The organism is Paenibacillus sp. GCM10023250, assembly GCF_042653205.1.
Classification (GTDB): Bacteria; Bacillota; Bacilli; order Paenibacillales; family Paenibacillaceae; genus Paenibacillus_Z.
Map to the genome: position 1 here is coordinate 142,876 of NZ_JBHSHY010000004.1, position 14,962 is coordinate 157,837.

The window sequence follows — 14,962 nt, forward strand, 5'->3', positions numbered from 1 at the left end:
CAACCCGAAAAGCAGCCCGCACACCCAAACGGAGGTGACGAATGTGGACAATTACGCCTACCTGTACGTCATCAGCGGCGAACCTTACTCCCCCGGGACTTGCGTGAATCTGACGGATGATACCATGCTCATCGGCAGGGTCGCCCATCAGTCGGCCCCGGACCTTGCCTTCACGAACGCGTATATTTCCCGTCAGCACGTGATCATCCGCAGGGAGCGGGACAAGGCGCTGCTCTACGATCTCGGAAGCCGTCACGGCACGGAGCTGAACGGCGTGCGCATGACGCCGCATAAGCCGTATCTGCTGCACAACTTCGATCGCATTCAGCTGTCCAAAGGGCTGGTCGTCCTTCATTTCTCGTATTCGTTCGCCGAGCAGACCTTGGATATCGAAGCGCCAAGGGCCGACGCGCAGCCGGACGAGGCGGAGGCGAGGCTGATCATTCACTGGGACAAGCGGGAATGCATCGTGGAGGGCAAGCGGATTCCGATGTCGGAGAAAGAATATTTGTTCCTTCGGGCCCTTCACGAGCACCCGAACCAGCTGGTGCCGCTGAACGAAATCAAAGCCAGCGTGTGGCCGGAACGCCTGCAGGGCGAGGAAGGCATCCCCGATGTCACGCTCGACGAATTGAACGCCCTGGTGTACCGCGTGCGCAAAAAATACGGAAAAGACACCTTGCTCATAAACGCAGTCCGCGGAAGCGGGTATATCCTCGAGACTGAATCGAAAACGAGAGTGGGAATTACGTCATGAAATACATCAAAGTCGACTATTCGGGCCCGTTGAACGGCAGCGTGCGCATACCGGGCTCCAAAAACAGCTCGCTCGCGCTGCTCGCCGCCGCTTGCCTGGCGGACGATATCGTCACGCTGAACGGGATTCCCCGTATCGAGGACATTCGCACGATATCGGCCATCAGCCAAGATATCGGCCTGTCCATGCAGCAGACCGGCGGACAAGTCGTCCTGGATCCCCGCTGGATGCACAGCGCCGTCATCGACCCGAGCAAAGCGTCCGGCTTCCGGGCCTCCTATTACTTCGCCGGTGCGCTGCTCCCGAAATTCGGCAGCGTCACGATCGGCTTCCCGGGCGGGGACGATTTCGTCTCCAGGCCGATCGACCAGCATATCAAAGCCTTTCGGGCGCTCGGCGCCGAGGTCAGGCTGTTCGACGATCATTTCGTCGTCGAGGCCGCCCGCTTGAAGGGCGCGGACATTTATTTCGACACCATTACCTCTGGCGCGACCATTAACGCGATGCTCGCGGCGGTCCGGGCCAGCGGGCGGACGGTGCTTCGCAACGCCGCCGTGGATCCGGAGGTCGTCGATACGGCCGTCTTGCTCAATCGGCTCGGAGCGCGGATCTACGGGGCAGGCACGCCGCAGATTCGCATCGAAGGCGTCCCTTATCTGCAGGGCGGCACGCATACCGTCATTCCGGACCGGCTGATAGCGGGGGCGTTCCTGATGGCCGCGGGCATCCACGGGGGAGAAGTGACCGTCCGGGACGTCATCCCCGAGCATCTGGGCTCCTGCCTGGCGAAGCTCGAGGAGATCGGCATGCAGATCGAATGCGGCGAGCATCATATCACGGCCTCCGGCACGGGTTCGCTGAGGGCGACGCGGGTTCGGACAGGCATGTACCCGAACTTCGCGACCGATCTGCAGCAGCCCATGACCTCGCTGCTGCTGCAGGCCAGGGGCAAGAGCATCATCACCGACCGCGTCTTTCCGAAGCGCTTCGCTCACGTGCCGCAGTTAAGGCGGCTCGGCGCGCAGATCGAGCTCAGACGCGAGAGTGCCTTCATCCGCGGCGGCATGCCCCTGCAGGGCGGCTGGGTGCACGCATCGGACGTGCGCGCCGGCATCTGTCTGGTGCTGGCCGGGCTGGCGGCAGAGGGCAGCACGTATATCACGGGCGTGGAGCATGTCGAGCGCGGCTATGAAGACGTCATCGCGAATTTTCGGGACATCGGCGCTTCGCTCTCCATGCAGGAGCTGGATGCCGGGGGCATGACGGATCGGCTGCAGATGCGTACATAAGCCCGTTCCATGATGGCGTGTCAATTTGCCGCATACGTATGGCAAAGCCGCATCGGTTGCGGCTTTTTTTCGTGTCTGGGGATGGGGGTGGACAGTCGTGTGGGGGCAGTCACGGGAGAGGAGCGAGAGCATAGGCAGCGGACGTGGAGGCCAGGCCGCTGCCTGGCGGTTGGAGGGGAGCAGCGGATAGCGGCCGCGGCGGACCGGCCTGCTGCCCGCATTAAGGCTCCGGCCGCGGGCCATACGCCATCGTCCAGATCGGCACCTGAACGTTCAACGTCAATTAAAACAGCGGCCAGCCCAGGACATCGTCTCCGCGTCCTAGTCAGCCGCTGCATTCATCGAATCACTCTATGTTACGAGCACTTAGAAAAACTTCACGCGATCCGATTGTGACATGAATTCCTTGTCGCCCGGCACGAACGTCGGTTTTCCGAACGGCATTTGCGCAATCAGCTTCCAGTCGCCCGGAAGTTGCCACGTTTGCGCAACATCGGCATCGATGAGCGGATTGTAGTGCTGCAGAGAAGCGCCGAGACCTTCTGCGACAAGCGCCGTCCAAATGACGTGCTGCAGCATGCCCGAGGATTGGTTGGACCAAACCGGGAAATTGTCGGCATAAGACGCATATTGCTCTTGCAAGCCCTTCACGACCGCGTGGTCTTCGAAAAACAGGATCGTACCGTAGCCGCTCGCAAAACCGTTGATTCGCTCTTCGGTCGCTGCGCAATTTTCCGCGGGAACGCGTTTTCGAAGCGTTTCTTTCGCAATGTTCCACAGCTTGTCCGATTGTTCACCGAAGAGCACGACCACGCGCGAGCTTTGCGAATTGAATGCGGACGGGGTATGATCGACGGCTTCGCGTACGATTTCCTTGATCCGGTCCTCCGAGACGACGACATCCTTGCTCAGCCCGTAGAACGTGCGTCTAGCTTTGACAGCGTCCAAAAACAATTTGCTCATGGTAATCTCTCCTTGTATATCGCGAATTAAGTCTTAAATTCAAGATACATTAGTTTAAGATAAATGTCAAACGATACCGATGCCGGCCCCGTTCCGTAAAACCGCGATGCTTCTGGCCTCAATGTACGTTAATTATGGCCATCATCCTTAGCAAAGTGCAGATTCCACTCGATGCCGTTAGGATCCTTTACGGCCGCAGAAAATCCGCCGACGGAAGTCTCCTCTAACGGCTTTACGATCGTGCCCCCAGCCGCCAATGCCACATAAGCACGGCGAATTTGTGCTTCAGAAGCAAATTGGATTACCGGTCCTCCGCTGAAAATCCGTTGATAAAACGCGACTTCGTGCTTGATATTGCCTTCGGCGGCCCATCCGTTACTCGTAGCTCCGGTTCCAAAATCGCCGTTAAAATAAAAGGGGACGTTGTCCTCAACCTGGCTCATTCGATTTCACCTCCTTTCAAGCTGCCTCCACTATCGCTACCCGTCCATATAATGGCTGATCCATCGCTCGAATGCTTCGATCACAGGCCGTATTGCTTCCCCTTTATCCGTCAATGCATATTCCACGCATATGGGGACTCCGGGATGCATATGCCTCCTAATCAAGTTTTCGGCTTCAAGCATGCGCAGCCGGCCGGTCAAGGACGTGCCGGTAATCGGCAGCGTTCTCTTGATATCCGAAAAACGTTTGGGACCGCTCATTAATTCCTTCACGATGTCGTAATTCCATTTGCCGAACAGCAGCTGGCTTTCGGATTTGAAATTTTTTTTAGCCATCTCGGTCCTCCGTCTATTTTTTAGTAAATATCATGACAGTCAATAAGTTGACCAATTGCATAAAATTTTTAGTTACGTCTCTTTTTTCATATTGCCGATCATTCTTTCAAGAAAGCCGCCGAACGATGCCAACTCTTGAGCGGAAAATCCCTCGAACAAACGTTCAACTTTGACAACGGAATATTCATTGACGTTGGCCAGCGCTTTTTTTCCTTCCTCGGTGATGCTGACTTTGGTGACGCGTCTGTCAAGCGGACACTCGTAAGTCGTTACGAATCCGTTTTGTTTCAGCCGCTGCACCATGCCTGTCATATTTTGCTTGGTTACGAGCATGTTGTTTCCCAATTCTTTAAAAGATTGATCCCCGACTCGCTCGAGAGCGATAAGAATAAACCATTGGTGCAGGCTGGTCAAGCCGGCTTGCGAGGACAAGTTATGGCCTATGCGTTCCAATAAAACGTTTGCCCGGAAAACGTTGTCGATAATCTCCAGTCGTTCATCTTTCTTTTCATCCATTGAATCAACCTCAATAGTCAATTAGTTGACTTTATTATAGAAGCCGGGAACTGGCCTGTCAATGGCAATCGGCTCCTCATCAAGCTCTTCTTCCGGCGTTGCGTTGTTCAGGACAAGGCTGCTTAATAAGCTGCGCGAGCGCTGCGTCGTGTTTAGAATTTCCAATGCGAAATGAAGTCATTCAGGCATCGAACAAGGCGGCCGAGAAGCCCTGTTGGTAAGTTGGCCGTTCCCGAATTGAATCAGCCTGTCCACTTTTCCGAAGTCCCCCTCGGATAATCCGGTGCGTTCGGACATCTCTTTTACGACCCGGCCAAAGATTCTTTTATAGGAGCCCTTCCATATGGAGCGGCTTAGAGCCAACGGCAGCCGATTCGATCGGCTGCCATTGGTTTGTAAGGCAGGAACGCTCAGAGAACCGCGCGCCGCGCGGTTTTTTTTGTTTGGCCCACACGAATTTTCGGCGGCGTAGTATTATAATAAAATAAGTACCTTTACAGACACAGTAGTATGGCTTATCATGCAGATATGGAAGCGAATGGTTGAGCGAACCCAACACTACATCCCAGCAAGCACAAGCGAGCTTATGCGATACGCGTCTAAAAAAATGAATTCATGAGGAGCGATTTAAGATGAAGAATGCGAGATTGGAACGGAAATTGCTGACGAACTTCAACGCAAGCAACCTGGCGGAAAGCGACTTGACCGGCGTGACGGCGCATCAGGGACAGTTCAAAGGCAGCGCGCTGCACGGCTCCGATTTCTTCGGCGCGGATCTGATCGGCAGTACGTTCCAGAGCAGCAACGTCCGCGCAGCGAACTTCGACGGCGCGAACCTGACGGACTGCGTCCTGTCCGCGCTGGACCTGGCCAATGCCAGTTTCCGCAGCACGATTCTGGTCCGCACGAATTTCGGCAAGTCGGCGCTCGGCGGTGCCCGCTTCGCGGACGTTCGGCTGACCGGCGTGACGTTAGCGCAGACCGACCTTCGGAAGACGTCGTTTGAAGGGTGCGTGTTCGACGGGGCGGACTTCAAGCACGCCGATCTGAGCGGGCAGCGCTTCGACGGCCAGACGTTTATCGGCGTGACGTTCGACAACACGGCCTTGACCGGAACCTCGTTCAAGGGCGCGACCTTAAACAACGTCTCGTTCAGGCCGGGGTTCGCGCTCACGAACAAGTACAGCCGGATGATCAAGACCATCCGCTTCGACGGCGCGGCGATGGATAAGCTGACCTATGCGCTGCTTAAGGGCATGGGAGCCGAATTGACGAACGTCACGATCCGATAAGGGAGGGATTCCAATGCAAACCATGCAAACCGTGCAAACTGTGCAAGCCATGCCGCCCAAGAGCATCCAAGTGAATGGGCTGCAAAAATCCTACAAGCAGCTGCAGGTGCTGAAGGGCGTCGATTTCGAGGTGGAGCAGGGGAGCATCTTCGCGCTCCTCGGCTCCAACGGGGCGGGCAAGACGACGGTGGTCAAAATCCTCGCGACGCTGCTGAAGCCGGACGGCGGTACCGCCGCCATTAACGGATTCGATGTCGCGTCCCGCCCCGACCATGTGCGGCAGGCGATCAGTCTGACCGGGCAGTTCGCCGCCGTGGACGAAGTGCTGACCGGGCGCGAGAACCTGATCATGATCGCCAAGCTGCGATATCTCCCTAACCCCCGCCGGGTGGCCGACGACATACTCACCCGATTCGGACTGACGGAGGCCGCCGACCGCCGCGTGTCCACGTATTCGGGCGGCATGCGCCGCCGGCTCGACATCGCATTAAGCCTGGTCGGCAACCCGCAGATCCTCTTCCTCGACGAGCCGACGACGGGACTCGACCCCGAAGCGCGCATCGAGGTCTGGAAGATTGTCAAGGCGCTTGCCGAGAGCGGCACGACGGTCCTGCTGACCACGCAGTATCTGGAGGAAGCCGAGCAGCTGGCCGGCCGGATCGCGATCCTGCATGAAGGCCGGATCATCGCGAACGGCACGCTCGCGGAATTGAAGAAGCTGTTCCCGCCCAAGCAAGTGGAATACGTGGAAAAACAGCCGACCCTCGAGGAGATCTTCCTCGCCATCGTCGGCCACAAGGAGGGCAAGTAAATGGAAGCGGCAAAGAAGCGTTTCTTCACCGACATCAGCGTCATGCTCGGACGTTCCCTGCGCCATGTGTTCCGCAGCATGGATACCATAATCACGGTTACGATCATGCCGATCGCGTTCATGCTGCTGTTCGTCTATGTGTTCGGCGGCGCCATCCAGGCCGGGACGGACAACTACGTGAATTACCTGCTGCCCGGCATCCTGCTCATGGCGATTGCGAGCGGCGTGGCGTACACGGCGTACCGCCTGTTTACCGATGTGCAGCGGGGCATCCTCGAGCGGTTTCAGACAATGCCGATATCGCGCTCCGCCTTGATATGGGGGCATGTGCTGACTTCGCTGGTGTCCAATGCTATCTCGCTCGCCGTCATCGTGATCGCCGCCTTGGTCATGGGGTTTCGTTCATCCGCCGGGGTGCTGCCGTGGCTGGCCGTCGCCGGCATCCTTGCCCTGTTTACGCTGGCCCTGACCTGGGTCGCGGCGTTCGCCGGGCTCTCCGCCAAGACGGTGGACGGCGCGAGCGCCTTCTCCTACCCGATCATCTTCCTGCCCTTCGTCAGCTCGGCGTTCGTGCCGACCGAGTCGATGCCGGCCGTCGTCCGCGTCTTCGCCGACAACCAGCCGGTCACCTCGATCGTCAACGCCATCCGGGCGCTGCTGGCGGAACAACCGGTCGGAAGCGGCATCTGGATCGCGCTGGCCTGGTGCATCGGCGTCATGACGGCAGCTTATCTGCTTGCCATGCGGGCGTATAAGAGGCGGGTGTAAACGCACGGCCGGCTTGCAGAGACCGTTCCTGGATACGGGAAGCATTACTTTCGGCATTGCCCATGAAGATCGTCATGCGCAATGTCCGAAAGCGATGCTTTTTTTAATGCAGAGTCATGACCTTTCACAGATTTGGCATTCCGTCCTCCTTAGTAAGATCGAAGTGAGAACCAATACACCTATAGCAGGAGGGAATGCGATGTTTGGACATCATTCGAGACGGCCGGCCAGAGGCGCGGCGCTGGCGCTGATTGCGTCGATGCTGCTGCTCGTACTGTCGGCCTGCGCGCAGCGCGACGATCGGCAAGGCGGTGAGCGTGCTGCCGGGATCCATGCGGATAACGTGGCCTACACCACGGCAAGCAAGCCGGCGGCCGCCAAGGCGTATTCCGACGAGGAGCTGGTCAAAGAGCTTCCGGGCTTCAAGAACGGCTACAAGAAAGTGAACGGCGTCAAGCTTCACTACGTCGAGGGCGGGAAGGGCGAGCCGCTGTTTATACTGCCGGGCTGGCCCGTAACGTGGTATTCGTTTCGCAGCATGATGCCGGAGCTGTCCAAGTACTATCATCTGTACGTCGTGGAATACCGCGGCATGGGCAGCTCGGACAAGCCGCAATCGGGGTATGATAAGAAGACGATGGCCGCGGATATTCATGCTTTGGCCCAAGCGCTCGGATACGAGCGCATCTATATCGCCGGGCACGATATCGGCGCGACGATCGCCTACGCTTACGCGGCCAATTACCCGCAAGCCACGAAGAAAGTCTTGCTGATGGATGCTTCCCATCCGAACGAGAATTTCTTGAACATCCCGATTTTGCCGCCGGCGGGCGTCTACGACGAGAGCAACCCCGAGCGGGCTAAGTTCTACTGGTGGTTTGCCGTCAACACGATCCCGGGCTTGTCGGAGCAGCTGCTGCAGGGCAAGCAGCTCGATCTCGTCTACAATTGGATTTACGATTACATGGGCTATACCAAGGATGCGCTCAGCAAGAAGGAACGCGAGGTGTACCTCGCAGCCTATTCCCAGCCCGACGCGCTTCGCGCGGGGAACGAATGGTACAAGACGTTCAGGGAAGATATCGAGACGTTCAAGACCTACCCGCCGCTGTCCGTACCCGCGCTCGGCATCGCCGGCGTGTCCGGTTACGGCATGCTCGAGCAATTCTTGTCCGAGCATGCGCCGAATTCAAGGACAGTGAAGCTGGAGAAGACCGGGCATTGGATCATGGAGGAGAACCCGCAGGCCGCCGCTCGGCTGTTCAGATCGTTTTTCCGGTAGCTCGAACGGGCTGCAATTCAGTAGGCAAAGGCAGCGATCACCCGCGATCGCTGCCTTTGCTATGCCGCTTATGAAGATCTCGGCCGGTACGGAACCTCCGTATCGGCGTCCCGGCGTTTAAGGGTTCACGAACTTCACGATTTCCTCGTTGAATTTCGCTTTCTCTTCATAGAAGAGACCGTGGCCGCTGTTCTGGAACGGGACGAGCGTCGAGTTCCGGATGCCGTGGTGCAGCTGCTCCGCGATGGCGAACGGAACCGCCTTGTCATGTACGCCGTGCAAAATCAGCGTAGGCACGCCGATCGTTTTCAGTCCGGCGCGCAGATCCGTGTCCGCGACCGATTGGATGCTTTCGATCGTGGCGCGGGCATCCGAGGACTGGCCCATCTGATCGAACCAGGCGCGGAAAGCCGGGCTCGGCTGCTTGTAGAAGAAATCGTCGCCGAAGCTCTTCAGCATGTTCGGGCGGTCCGCCTTCAAGTTGGCCACGATGTTGGCGATATCCTTCTGCGTGATACCGTACGGATAGCCGTCGCGCTGGCTCCAGCTCGGGGAAGCGGCTCCGAACAGCATCAGCTTGGACACCGCGTGTCCTTTATGCCGGATCATGTAGTTCGTCGCCACCGTGCCGCCCATCGAGAAGCCGGCCAGCGTCACGTCCTTCAATTCCAGCTTGTCGATGACCTGGCGCACGTCGTCCGCGAAGGTGTCCATATCGTAGCCGTCGTACGGGCGGTCGGACTTGCCGAAGCCGCGCAGGTCGATGCCGATGAAGCGAATTCCTTTCTTAGGCAGCTCGGTCTCTTGGTATTCGTACATCTCGTGATTGGCCGGCCAGCCGTGGATGAAGACGACCGGCTTGCCTTCGCCGACGTCCTCGACGTACAGCTTCACGTTGTTGCCGACCGTGATGTAGTGGCCGCTGCTCGTGTTCACGACGCCGGCCGTATAATGCTGCGCTTCCGCGACCGGCGATTTCGCGAGGCTCGCTCCGATGCCCGCTCCCGTGCCGATCAGCGCGACCGCCAGCGACAGCGTCATGACCTTTTTGCTTGTAAAGTTTCTCATCATCTATTCCTCCTCAGAATGGTGGGTTCCGCGAACCGCCTGTCCTCGCCTGCGTTGCCGTGGAAAGTTTTGGCTCATCCGCATCCCTATAATAATTTGCTAACAAATGATTTGTCAACAAATTAATTGAACGAATTTGGCTCGAGAAGCGCTCTAATGAAGCGTTGAAAATGACGGATTCGGCCGCGTGGGGGCCGCCGTTTTTTGTCTTTCATATAGGCGTTTCAAATCGGTTTCGCAGCCAGGCCGGCGCATAGGCGGTATTTGTTTGTTTAAAATTAATTTGTTGACAAACTAGTATGCGGCAGATATGATGGGTTCATAAAGTTTGTACACAAATGATTAGTGAGCAAGCGAAGCTGAGGAGGAATTCATGATGCATCATCAAACGGTTATTATCGGAACGGGTCCCGCAGGATTCACGGCGGCCATCTACTTGGCGCGGGCGAACCTGTCTCCGCTCGTGATCGAAGGGCCGCAGCCGGGCGGGCAACTGACGACGACGACGGAAGTCGAGAACTTCCCCGGGTTTCCGGAGGGGATCACGGGGCCGGAGCTGATGGAGAACATGCGCAAGCAAGCCGAGCGGTTCGGCGCGCGCATTCAAACCGGCTACGTAACCCGCGTGGACGTATCGAAGCGCCCGTTCACCCTGTACCTCGAAGGCGGCACCGAGATAACGGCGGACGCGGTCATCCTGTCGACCGGCGCTTCCGCGAATATGGCCGGCATTCCCGGAGAAGCGGAGAACATCGGCCGGGGCGTCAGCACATGCGCGACCTGCGACGGGTTCTTCTTCCGGAACAAGAAGATCATCGTCATCGGCGGCGGCGACACCGCGATGGAGGAAGCGCAGTTTCTGACGCGGTTCGCTTCCGAGGTCCGTATCGTGCACCGCAGGGAGGAGCTTCGGGCTTCCCGAATCATGCAGGACCGCGCGCGCGCCAACGCGAAAATCGCGTGGAGCCTGAACGCGGCCCCGCTCGAAGTGCTGTCCGGCGACAAAGGGGTAACCGCGCTCAAAGTTCGCAATAACGCGACGGGAGAGGAGGAGCTCCTCGAGGCCGACGGGATCTTCCTCGCGATCGGCCATCGTCCGAACACCGGCTTCCTGGGCGGTCAGATCCGTACCGACGCGCACGGCTACGTGGACGTCGTCCCGGGTACGTCCCGCACGAATGTTCCCGGCGTATTCGCCTGCGGCGACGTCATGGACCCGATCTACCGTCAGGCGATCACGTCGGCGGGCAGCGGCTGCAAAGCGGCGCTGGATTGCGAGAACTTCTTGTTCGAGCAGCAATAAGGCTTAGTTAAACAGGTAAGACTCGTGCATACCGTTACGTAATATACAAATCTTCTCAACTATGATCTGATGGAGGTATTTCTCATGACACAAGAACGCATCGGCAAAGCAACGGCAGGCGGACAACCGATCACGCTGGTCGGCCCGGAATTGAAAGCCGGGGACAAAGCGCCCGACTTCACCGTCAACAAGGATCTCATGACCGAAGCGAGCCTATCCGATTACAATGGCCTGATCAAGCTCATATCCGTCGTGCCCTCGCTGGATACCGACGTATGCGACGCGCAAACGCGCCGGTTCAATCAAGAAGCGTCCAAGCTGGGCGACGGCGTGGTCGTCCTGACGATCTCGGTCGACCTGCCGTTCGCGCAGAGCCGGTTCTGCACGACCGCCGGCATCGACCGCGTCGTCACCTTGTCGGATTACAAGCATCGTGCCTTCGGCGCGGCTTATGGCGTGCTGATCCAAGAGCTGCAGCTGGACCAACGGGCGATCTTTATCGTCGATGCCGACGATACCGTCCGTTACGTCGAATATGTGAGCGAGCTGTCGGATCATCCGGACTACGGCGCCGCGCTTTCGGCCCTGCGCAGCCTCGCCGAGTAATCATTGTTTTTTTGGATAAGGGATTGTAAGATGAAGGGCGACGGACATGCGGCAGTTAACGTGAGAGGAGGGATGCGCGATGAAGCACGATAACCAAGGTTCTCATATCCCGTTGGACGCTCATTTGTGTTTTTCGTTGTATGCTTGCTCGCGGGCGATATTCCGAATGTACCGGCCGCTGCTGGACGAGCTCGACTTAACCTATCCGCAATACTTGGTACTGCTGGCTCTATGGGAGCACGAGACCATGTCGGTCAAGGAGATAAGCGAACAATTGGTCCTGGATTCCGGCACGCTCACTCCGATGCTGAAGCGCATGGAAGCCGCGGGACTGATCCGGCGGGAGCGTTCGACGGAAGACGAGCGGGTCCTGCATATCCGGATTACCGGCAAGGGGATCTCGCTTAAGGAACAAACGACGTGCGTGCCGATGTCGCTGCTCGAAGCGAGCGGGATGACCGAGGCGGAGATCGGCGTGCTGAACGAGGCGATCCGGAAGCTGCTCCATAAGGTGAACGAGAAATCGGCGGAAAAATAAACGAAAACGAGACGCAGGAGATCCTCCGGCGTCTCGTTTTTGTTTTCGGCCGGGCGCATCTGGAAAGCATCTAGGACTCTGTGCTCATTTTGGGCTGGAACGGCTTCCATAATAAGCGATTGCATCGCGAATGAATCGGAACGTAATCGCGGCGAGTTACTCGAAATTAAGAAAACATTCAATAAATAATGTAAAAATATGTTTTAAAATATCGGATGATCGGCGCATTGTTAAAAAGTAGAAGTATCCTCATAGTAATTAAGAGAGTTACTTTCAAAAATTAATTAAATTTCGGAGGTTATCATGTCATCTACGATTAAATCAGCTGCGAATAATACGTTCGTATCGGCGGAGAACCAAGGCGCGAGCCCGCTCGTCGCCAACCGGCAGGCCGCGCAAGAGTGGGAAATGTTCAATGAGATCCATAACAGCGACGGGACGGTATCATTCCTATCGATCGCGAATAACAAATACGTGACGGCGGATCTCAATCAAGAGACGAAGCTGATCGCGCGCGCGACGGCCATTCAAGGCTGGGAGAAGTTCAGGAAGATCGACCGTGGCAACGGCAAGGTCGCGCTGCAGGCCATGGCCAATCAGCTGTACGTATGCGCGGATTTGAACAAGGGCGGTGTCTTGTACGCGAACCGGACGGCTGCGTCCGGGTGGGAGGAATTTACGATCGCGCAGGCGGGTACGGGGGCAGCCCAGCCGTCGCACCCGAGCGGCGGTGGGTTCATCGTATCGGAATCGCAGTTCAACCAGATCTATCCGTCCCGCCAATCGTTCTATACGTATGCCGGATTTACCGCGGCGCTCGGCGCTTATCCCGGCTTCGCGAATACAGGCGACGACACGATGCGCAAGCAGGAAGCGGCGGCGTTCCTGGCCAACGTCTATCACGAGACGGGCGGCCTGTACTACATTAACGAGGCGAATACCGCGAATTACCCGCATTATGCGGACTATGGCAACACCCGCTATCCCGTCGAGCCGGGCAAGCAATATTACGGCCGGGGACCGCTGCAAATCAGCTGGAACTATAACTACGGCGCGGCTGGCGAGGCGCTGGGGCTCCCGCTGCTGAAGAATCCGGACTTGGTCGCCCAAGATTCGTCCGTCGCCTGGAAGACGGCGCTGTGGTTCTGGAACACGCAGACCGGTGCCGGATCGATGACCTGCCATGACGCCATGGTGAAATCGCGCGGATTCGGCGAGACGATCCGCACGATCAACGGCGCGCTCGAGTGCAACCGCGGAGGCGGAGGACCGGTCCAAAGCCGAGTTGACCAGTACAAGCGCATTTGTTCGATTTTGGGCGTCGCGCCGGGCAATAACCTGTCCTGTTAATCGCCTTGACCGAAGGCGGCATACCTGACTTAAGAAGAGGAGAGATGACGATGAGCACGGGCAATTGGCGCCTCGTATGGAGCGACGAATTCGACGGCGCGAGCGGCACGGCTCCGGATCCGGCCAAATGGGGCTACGACATCGGCGGAACCGGCTGGGGGAACAACGAGAAGCAGTATTATACGAACAGCACGAAAAACGCGTATTTGGACGGCACGGGTCACTTGGTGATTCAAGCGCTCCGGGAAAACACGAACGGCATGCCGTATTCCTCGGCCCGCCTCGTCTCCAATCAGAAGGGCGACTGGACGTACGGCCGATTCGAGGTCCGCGCCAAACTGCCTGCGGGGAAAGGCCTGTGGCCCGCCATTTGGATGCTGCCGACCGACTGGGCATACGGCGCATGGCCGGTCAGCGGCGAGATCGACATCATGGAGCAGCGCGGCTCGGATCCGCTCACGGTGCACGGCACGATCCACTTCGGCAATCCGTGGAAGTATATCGGCTCGAGCTACAGGCTGCCGGACGCGGGCTACCACGTGTACGCGGTGGAGTGGGAGCCGAACGAAATCCGCTGGTACGTGGACGGGAACCTGTATCAGACGCGCAATGCTTCGGAGTGGTACAGCTCGGGCGGCGGCAGCCCGGCGCCGTTCAACAAGCGGTTCCATTTCCTGCTGAACGTGGCCGTGGGCGGCAATTTCGACGGCGATCCGGATAACGCGACCGTATTTCCGCAGACGATGCTCGTCGATTACGTCCGCGTGTACGAACGCGACGCGAATGCGGCGCCGGCGCCCGTGACGATTCCCGGCCGCATCGAGGCCGAGAGCTTCAGCGCGATGAACGGCGTACAGCTCGAAGGCACGACCGATGCCGGCGGCGGCCAGAACGTCGGCTATATCGATGCCGGCGATTGGATGGAGTATAAGCTGAACGTTCCCGCGGCGGGCCGCTACACGGTGCAGTACCGGGTCGCGAGTCCGGTCGCGACCGGCCAGATTCAATTGAAAGCGGGCGAGACGGTGCTCGCGACGACGGCCGTGCCGAATACGGGCGGCTGGCAGAATTGGCAGACGGTCCAGACGGCGGCGAATCTCGGCGCCGGCCAGATCACGCTGCGCGTCTTCGCGAGCGGTGCGGGCTTCAACCTCAATTGGATCGGATTTGCGAAGGCCGAGAGCGCGAATCTATTAAAGAACGCCGGCTTCGATACGGGCGATTTGGCCAACTGGTTCGAGTGGCATAACCGCGAGCTTGCCCATAAGGTCGACCGGGATCAGCCGTATCAGGGCAGCTTCAAGCTGACGCACTGGGCAGCCGGCGATTATCAGCAAATCACGGCGCAGACGGTCAGCGTACCGAACGGGCTGTACAAGGCGAGCGTGTGGGTACGCTCGGGCGGCGGCCAGCGCGCGCTCAAGCTGTATGTCAAGAATTACGGCGGCGCCGAGCTGGGGGCGGACATCGGGACAGGCCCGGTGACGGCGTACACGCACTACACGATCGACAACATTCCGGTCACGAACGGACAGATCGAGGTCGGTGTCTACAGTGACGCCAAAGCCGGCAATTGGGCGGCGTTCGACAGCTTCGAGCTCGTGGGCAAATAATCGCGTATTCGCGCAAGATGAGGCACA

At 58.2% G+C, this 14,962-nt stretch carries 15 protein-coding genes and 1 pseudogene; 11 read left to right on the forward strand and 5 right to left on the reverse strand.

The genetic code is table 11. The features are described 5' to 3' along the window. Positions 1 to 43: 43 nt before the first annotated feature. Positions 44 to 757: an FHA domain-containing protein gene (locus tag ACFPB1_RS06120; RefSeq protein WP_379223023.1), complete on the forward strand. Its 714-nt coding sequence runs from the start codon at positions 44 to 46 to the stop codon at positions 755 to 757. Next, positions 754 to 2,046 (forward strand): UDP-N-acetylglucosamine 1-carboxyvinyltransferase, encoded by a 1,293-nt coding sequence (murA, locus tag ACFPB1_RS06125; protein ID WP_379223025.1) that lies wholly within the window; start codon positions 754 to 756, stop codon positions 2,044 to 2,046. Before ACFPB1_RS06120 ends, murA begins: the two co-directional genes overlap by 4 nt. Before the next feature lie 366 nt (positions 2,047 to 2,412). Here murA and ACFPB1_RS06130 read toward each other — a convergent pair whose 3' ends face one another. The 4 genes from ACFPB1_RS06130 to ACFPB1_RS06145 form a co-directional block, all read right to left on the reverse strand. After that, positions 2,413 to 3,009 (reverse strand): nitroreductase family protein, encoded by a 597-nt coding sequence (locus ACFPB1_RS06130; RefSeq protein ID WP_379223027.1) that lies wholly within the window; start codon positions 3,007 to 3,009, stop codon positions 2,413 to 2,415. A gap of 128 nt (positions 3,010 to 3,137) precedes the next feature. Continuing rightward, complete coding sequence (locus tag ACFPB1_RS06135; RefSeq protein ID WP_379223029.1) at positions 3,138 to 3,452, reverse strand: hypothetical protein; 315 nt, start codon at positions 3,450 to 3,452, stop codon at positions 3,138 to 3,140. A gap of 36 nt (positions 3,453 to 3,488) precedes the next feature. Beyond that, a complete protein-coding gene (locus ACFPB1_RS06140) occupies positions 3,489 to 3,788 on the reverse strand; it encodes a winged helix-turn-helix transcriptional regulator (protein ID WP_379223031.1) in 300 nt (99 codons plus the stop codon). Between the two features lie 72 nt (positions 3,789 to 3,860). After that, positions 3,861 to 4,304 carry a MarR family winged helix-turn-helix transcriptional regulator gene (locus tag ACFPB1_RS06145; protein WP_379223033.1) on the reverse strand — a complete coding sequence of 148 codons (444 nt, stop codon included), beginning with the start codon at positions 4,302 to 4,304 and terminating at the stop codon, positions 3,861 to 3,863. Between the two features lie 647 nt (positions 4,305 to 4,951). Between ACFPB1_RS06145 and ACFPB1_RS06150 the strand changes: the two are divergent. From ACFPB1_RS06150 to ACFPB1_RS06165, 4 genes and pseudogenes are all read left to right on the forward strand, one after another. Further along, positions 4,952 to 5,596: pseudogene (locus tag ACFPB1_RS06150) on the forward strand (pentapeptide repeat-containing protein); the annotation flags it as partial. A 49-nt stretch (positions 5,597 to 5,645) separates the two neighbouring features. Further along, positions 5,646 to 6,407 carry an ABC transporter ATP-binding protein gene (locus ACFPB1_RS06155; protein WP_379223143.1) on the forward strand — a complete coding sequence of 254 codons (762 nt, stop codon included), beginning with the start codon at positions 5,646 to 5,648 and terminating at the stop codon, positions 6,405 to 6,407. After that, entirely contained in the window at positions 6,408 to 7,175 is a 768-nt protein-coding gene (locus tag ACFPB1_RS06160) for an ABC transporter permease (protein WP_379223035.1), read from the forward strand. It begins immediately after the preceding gene. Between the two features lie 199 nt (positions 7,176 to 7,374). Further along, the gene (locus tag ACFPB1_RS06165; protein WP_379223037.1) at positions 7,375 to 8,457 is read left to right on the forward strand and encodes an alpha/beta fold hydrolase; all 1,083 of its coding nucleotides are present in this window, start codon (positions 7,375 to 7,377) and stop codon (positions 8,455 to 8,457) included. A gap of 117 nt (positions 8,458 to 8,574) precedes the next feature. Here the strand turns inward: ACFPB1_RS06165 and ACFPB1_RS06170 are convergent, their stop codons facing one another. Further along, a complete protein-coding gene (locus tag ACFPB1_RS06170; protein WP_379223039.1) occupies positions 8,575 to 9,525 on the reverse strand; it encodes an alpha/beta fold hydrolase in 951 nt (316 codons plus the stop codon). 376 nt (positions 9,526 to 9,901) lie between these two features. On the opposite strand from ACFPB1_RS06170, the gene trxB reads away from it, so the two are divergent. The 5 genes from trxB (at position 9,902) to ACFPB1_RS06195 (ending at position 14,935) form a co-directional block, all read left to right on the forward strand. Continuing rightward, entirely contained in the window at positions 9,902 to 10,828 is a 927-nt protein-coding gene (gene trxB / locus ACFPB1_RS06175) for a thioredoxin-disulfide reductase (RefSeq protein ID WP_379223145.1), read from the forward strand. A gap of 84 nt (positions 10,829 to 10,912) precedes the next feature. Continuing rightward, a complete protein-coding gene (gene tpx, locus ACFPB1_RS06180) occupies positions 10,913 to 11,434 on the forward strand; it encodes a thiol peroxidase (RefSeq protein ID WP_379223041.1) in 522 nt (173 codons plus the stop codon). A gap of 79 nt (positions 11,435 to 11,513) precedes the next feature. Further along, positions 11,514 to 11,972, forward strand: a complete 459-nt coding sequence (locus tag ACFPB1_RS06185; RefSeq protein ID WP_379223043.1) for a MarR family winged helix-turn-helix transcriptional regulator — start codon at positions 11,514 to 11,516, stop codon at positions 11,970 to 11,972. A gap of 303 nt (positions 11,973 to 12,275) precedes the next feature. Continuing rightward, positions 12,276 to 13,322, forward strand: a complete 1,047-nt coding sequence (locus ACFPB1_RS06190; protein ID WP_379223045.1) for a glycoside hydrolase family 19 protein — start codon at positions 12,276 to 12,278, stop codon at positions 13,320 to 13,322. A gap of 50 nt (positions 13,323 to 13,372) precedes the next feature. Further along, entirely contained in the window at positions 13,373 to 14,935 is a 1,563-nt protein-coding gene (locus ACFPB1_RS06195; protein WP_379223047.1) for a carbohydrate-binding protein, read from the forward strand. The last annotated feature ends 27 nt before the right edge of the window (positions 14,936 to 14,962 follow it).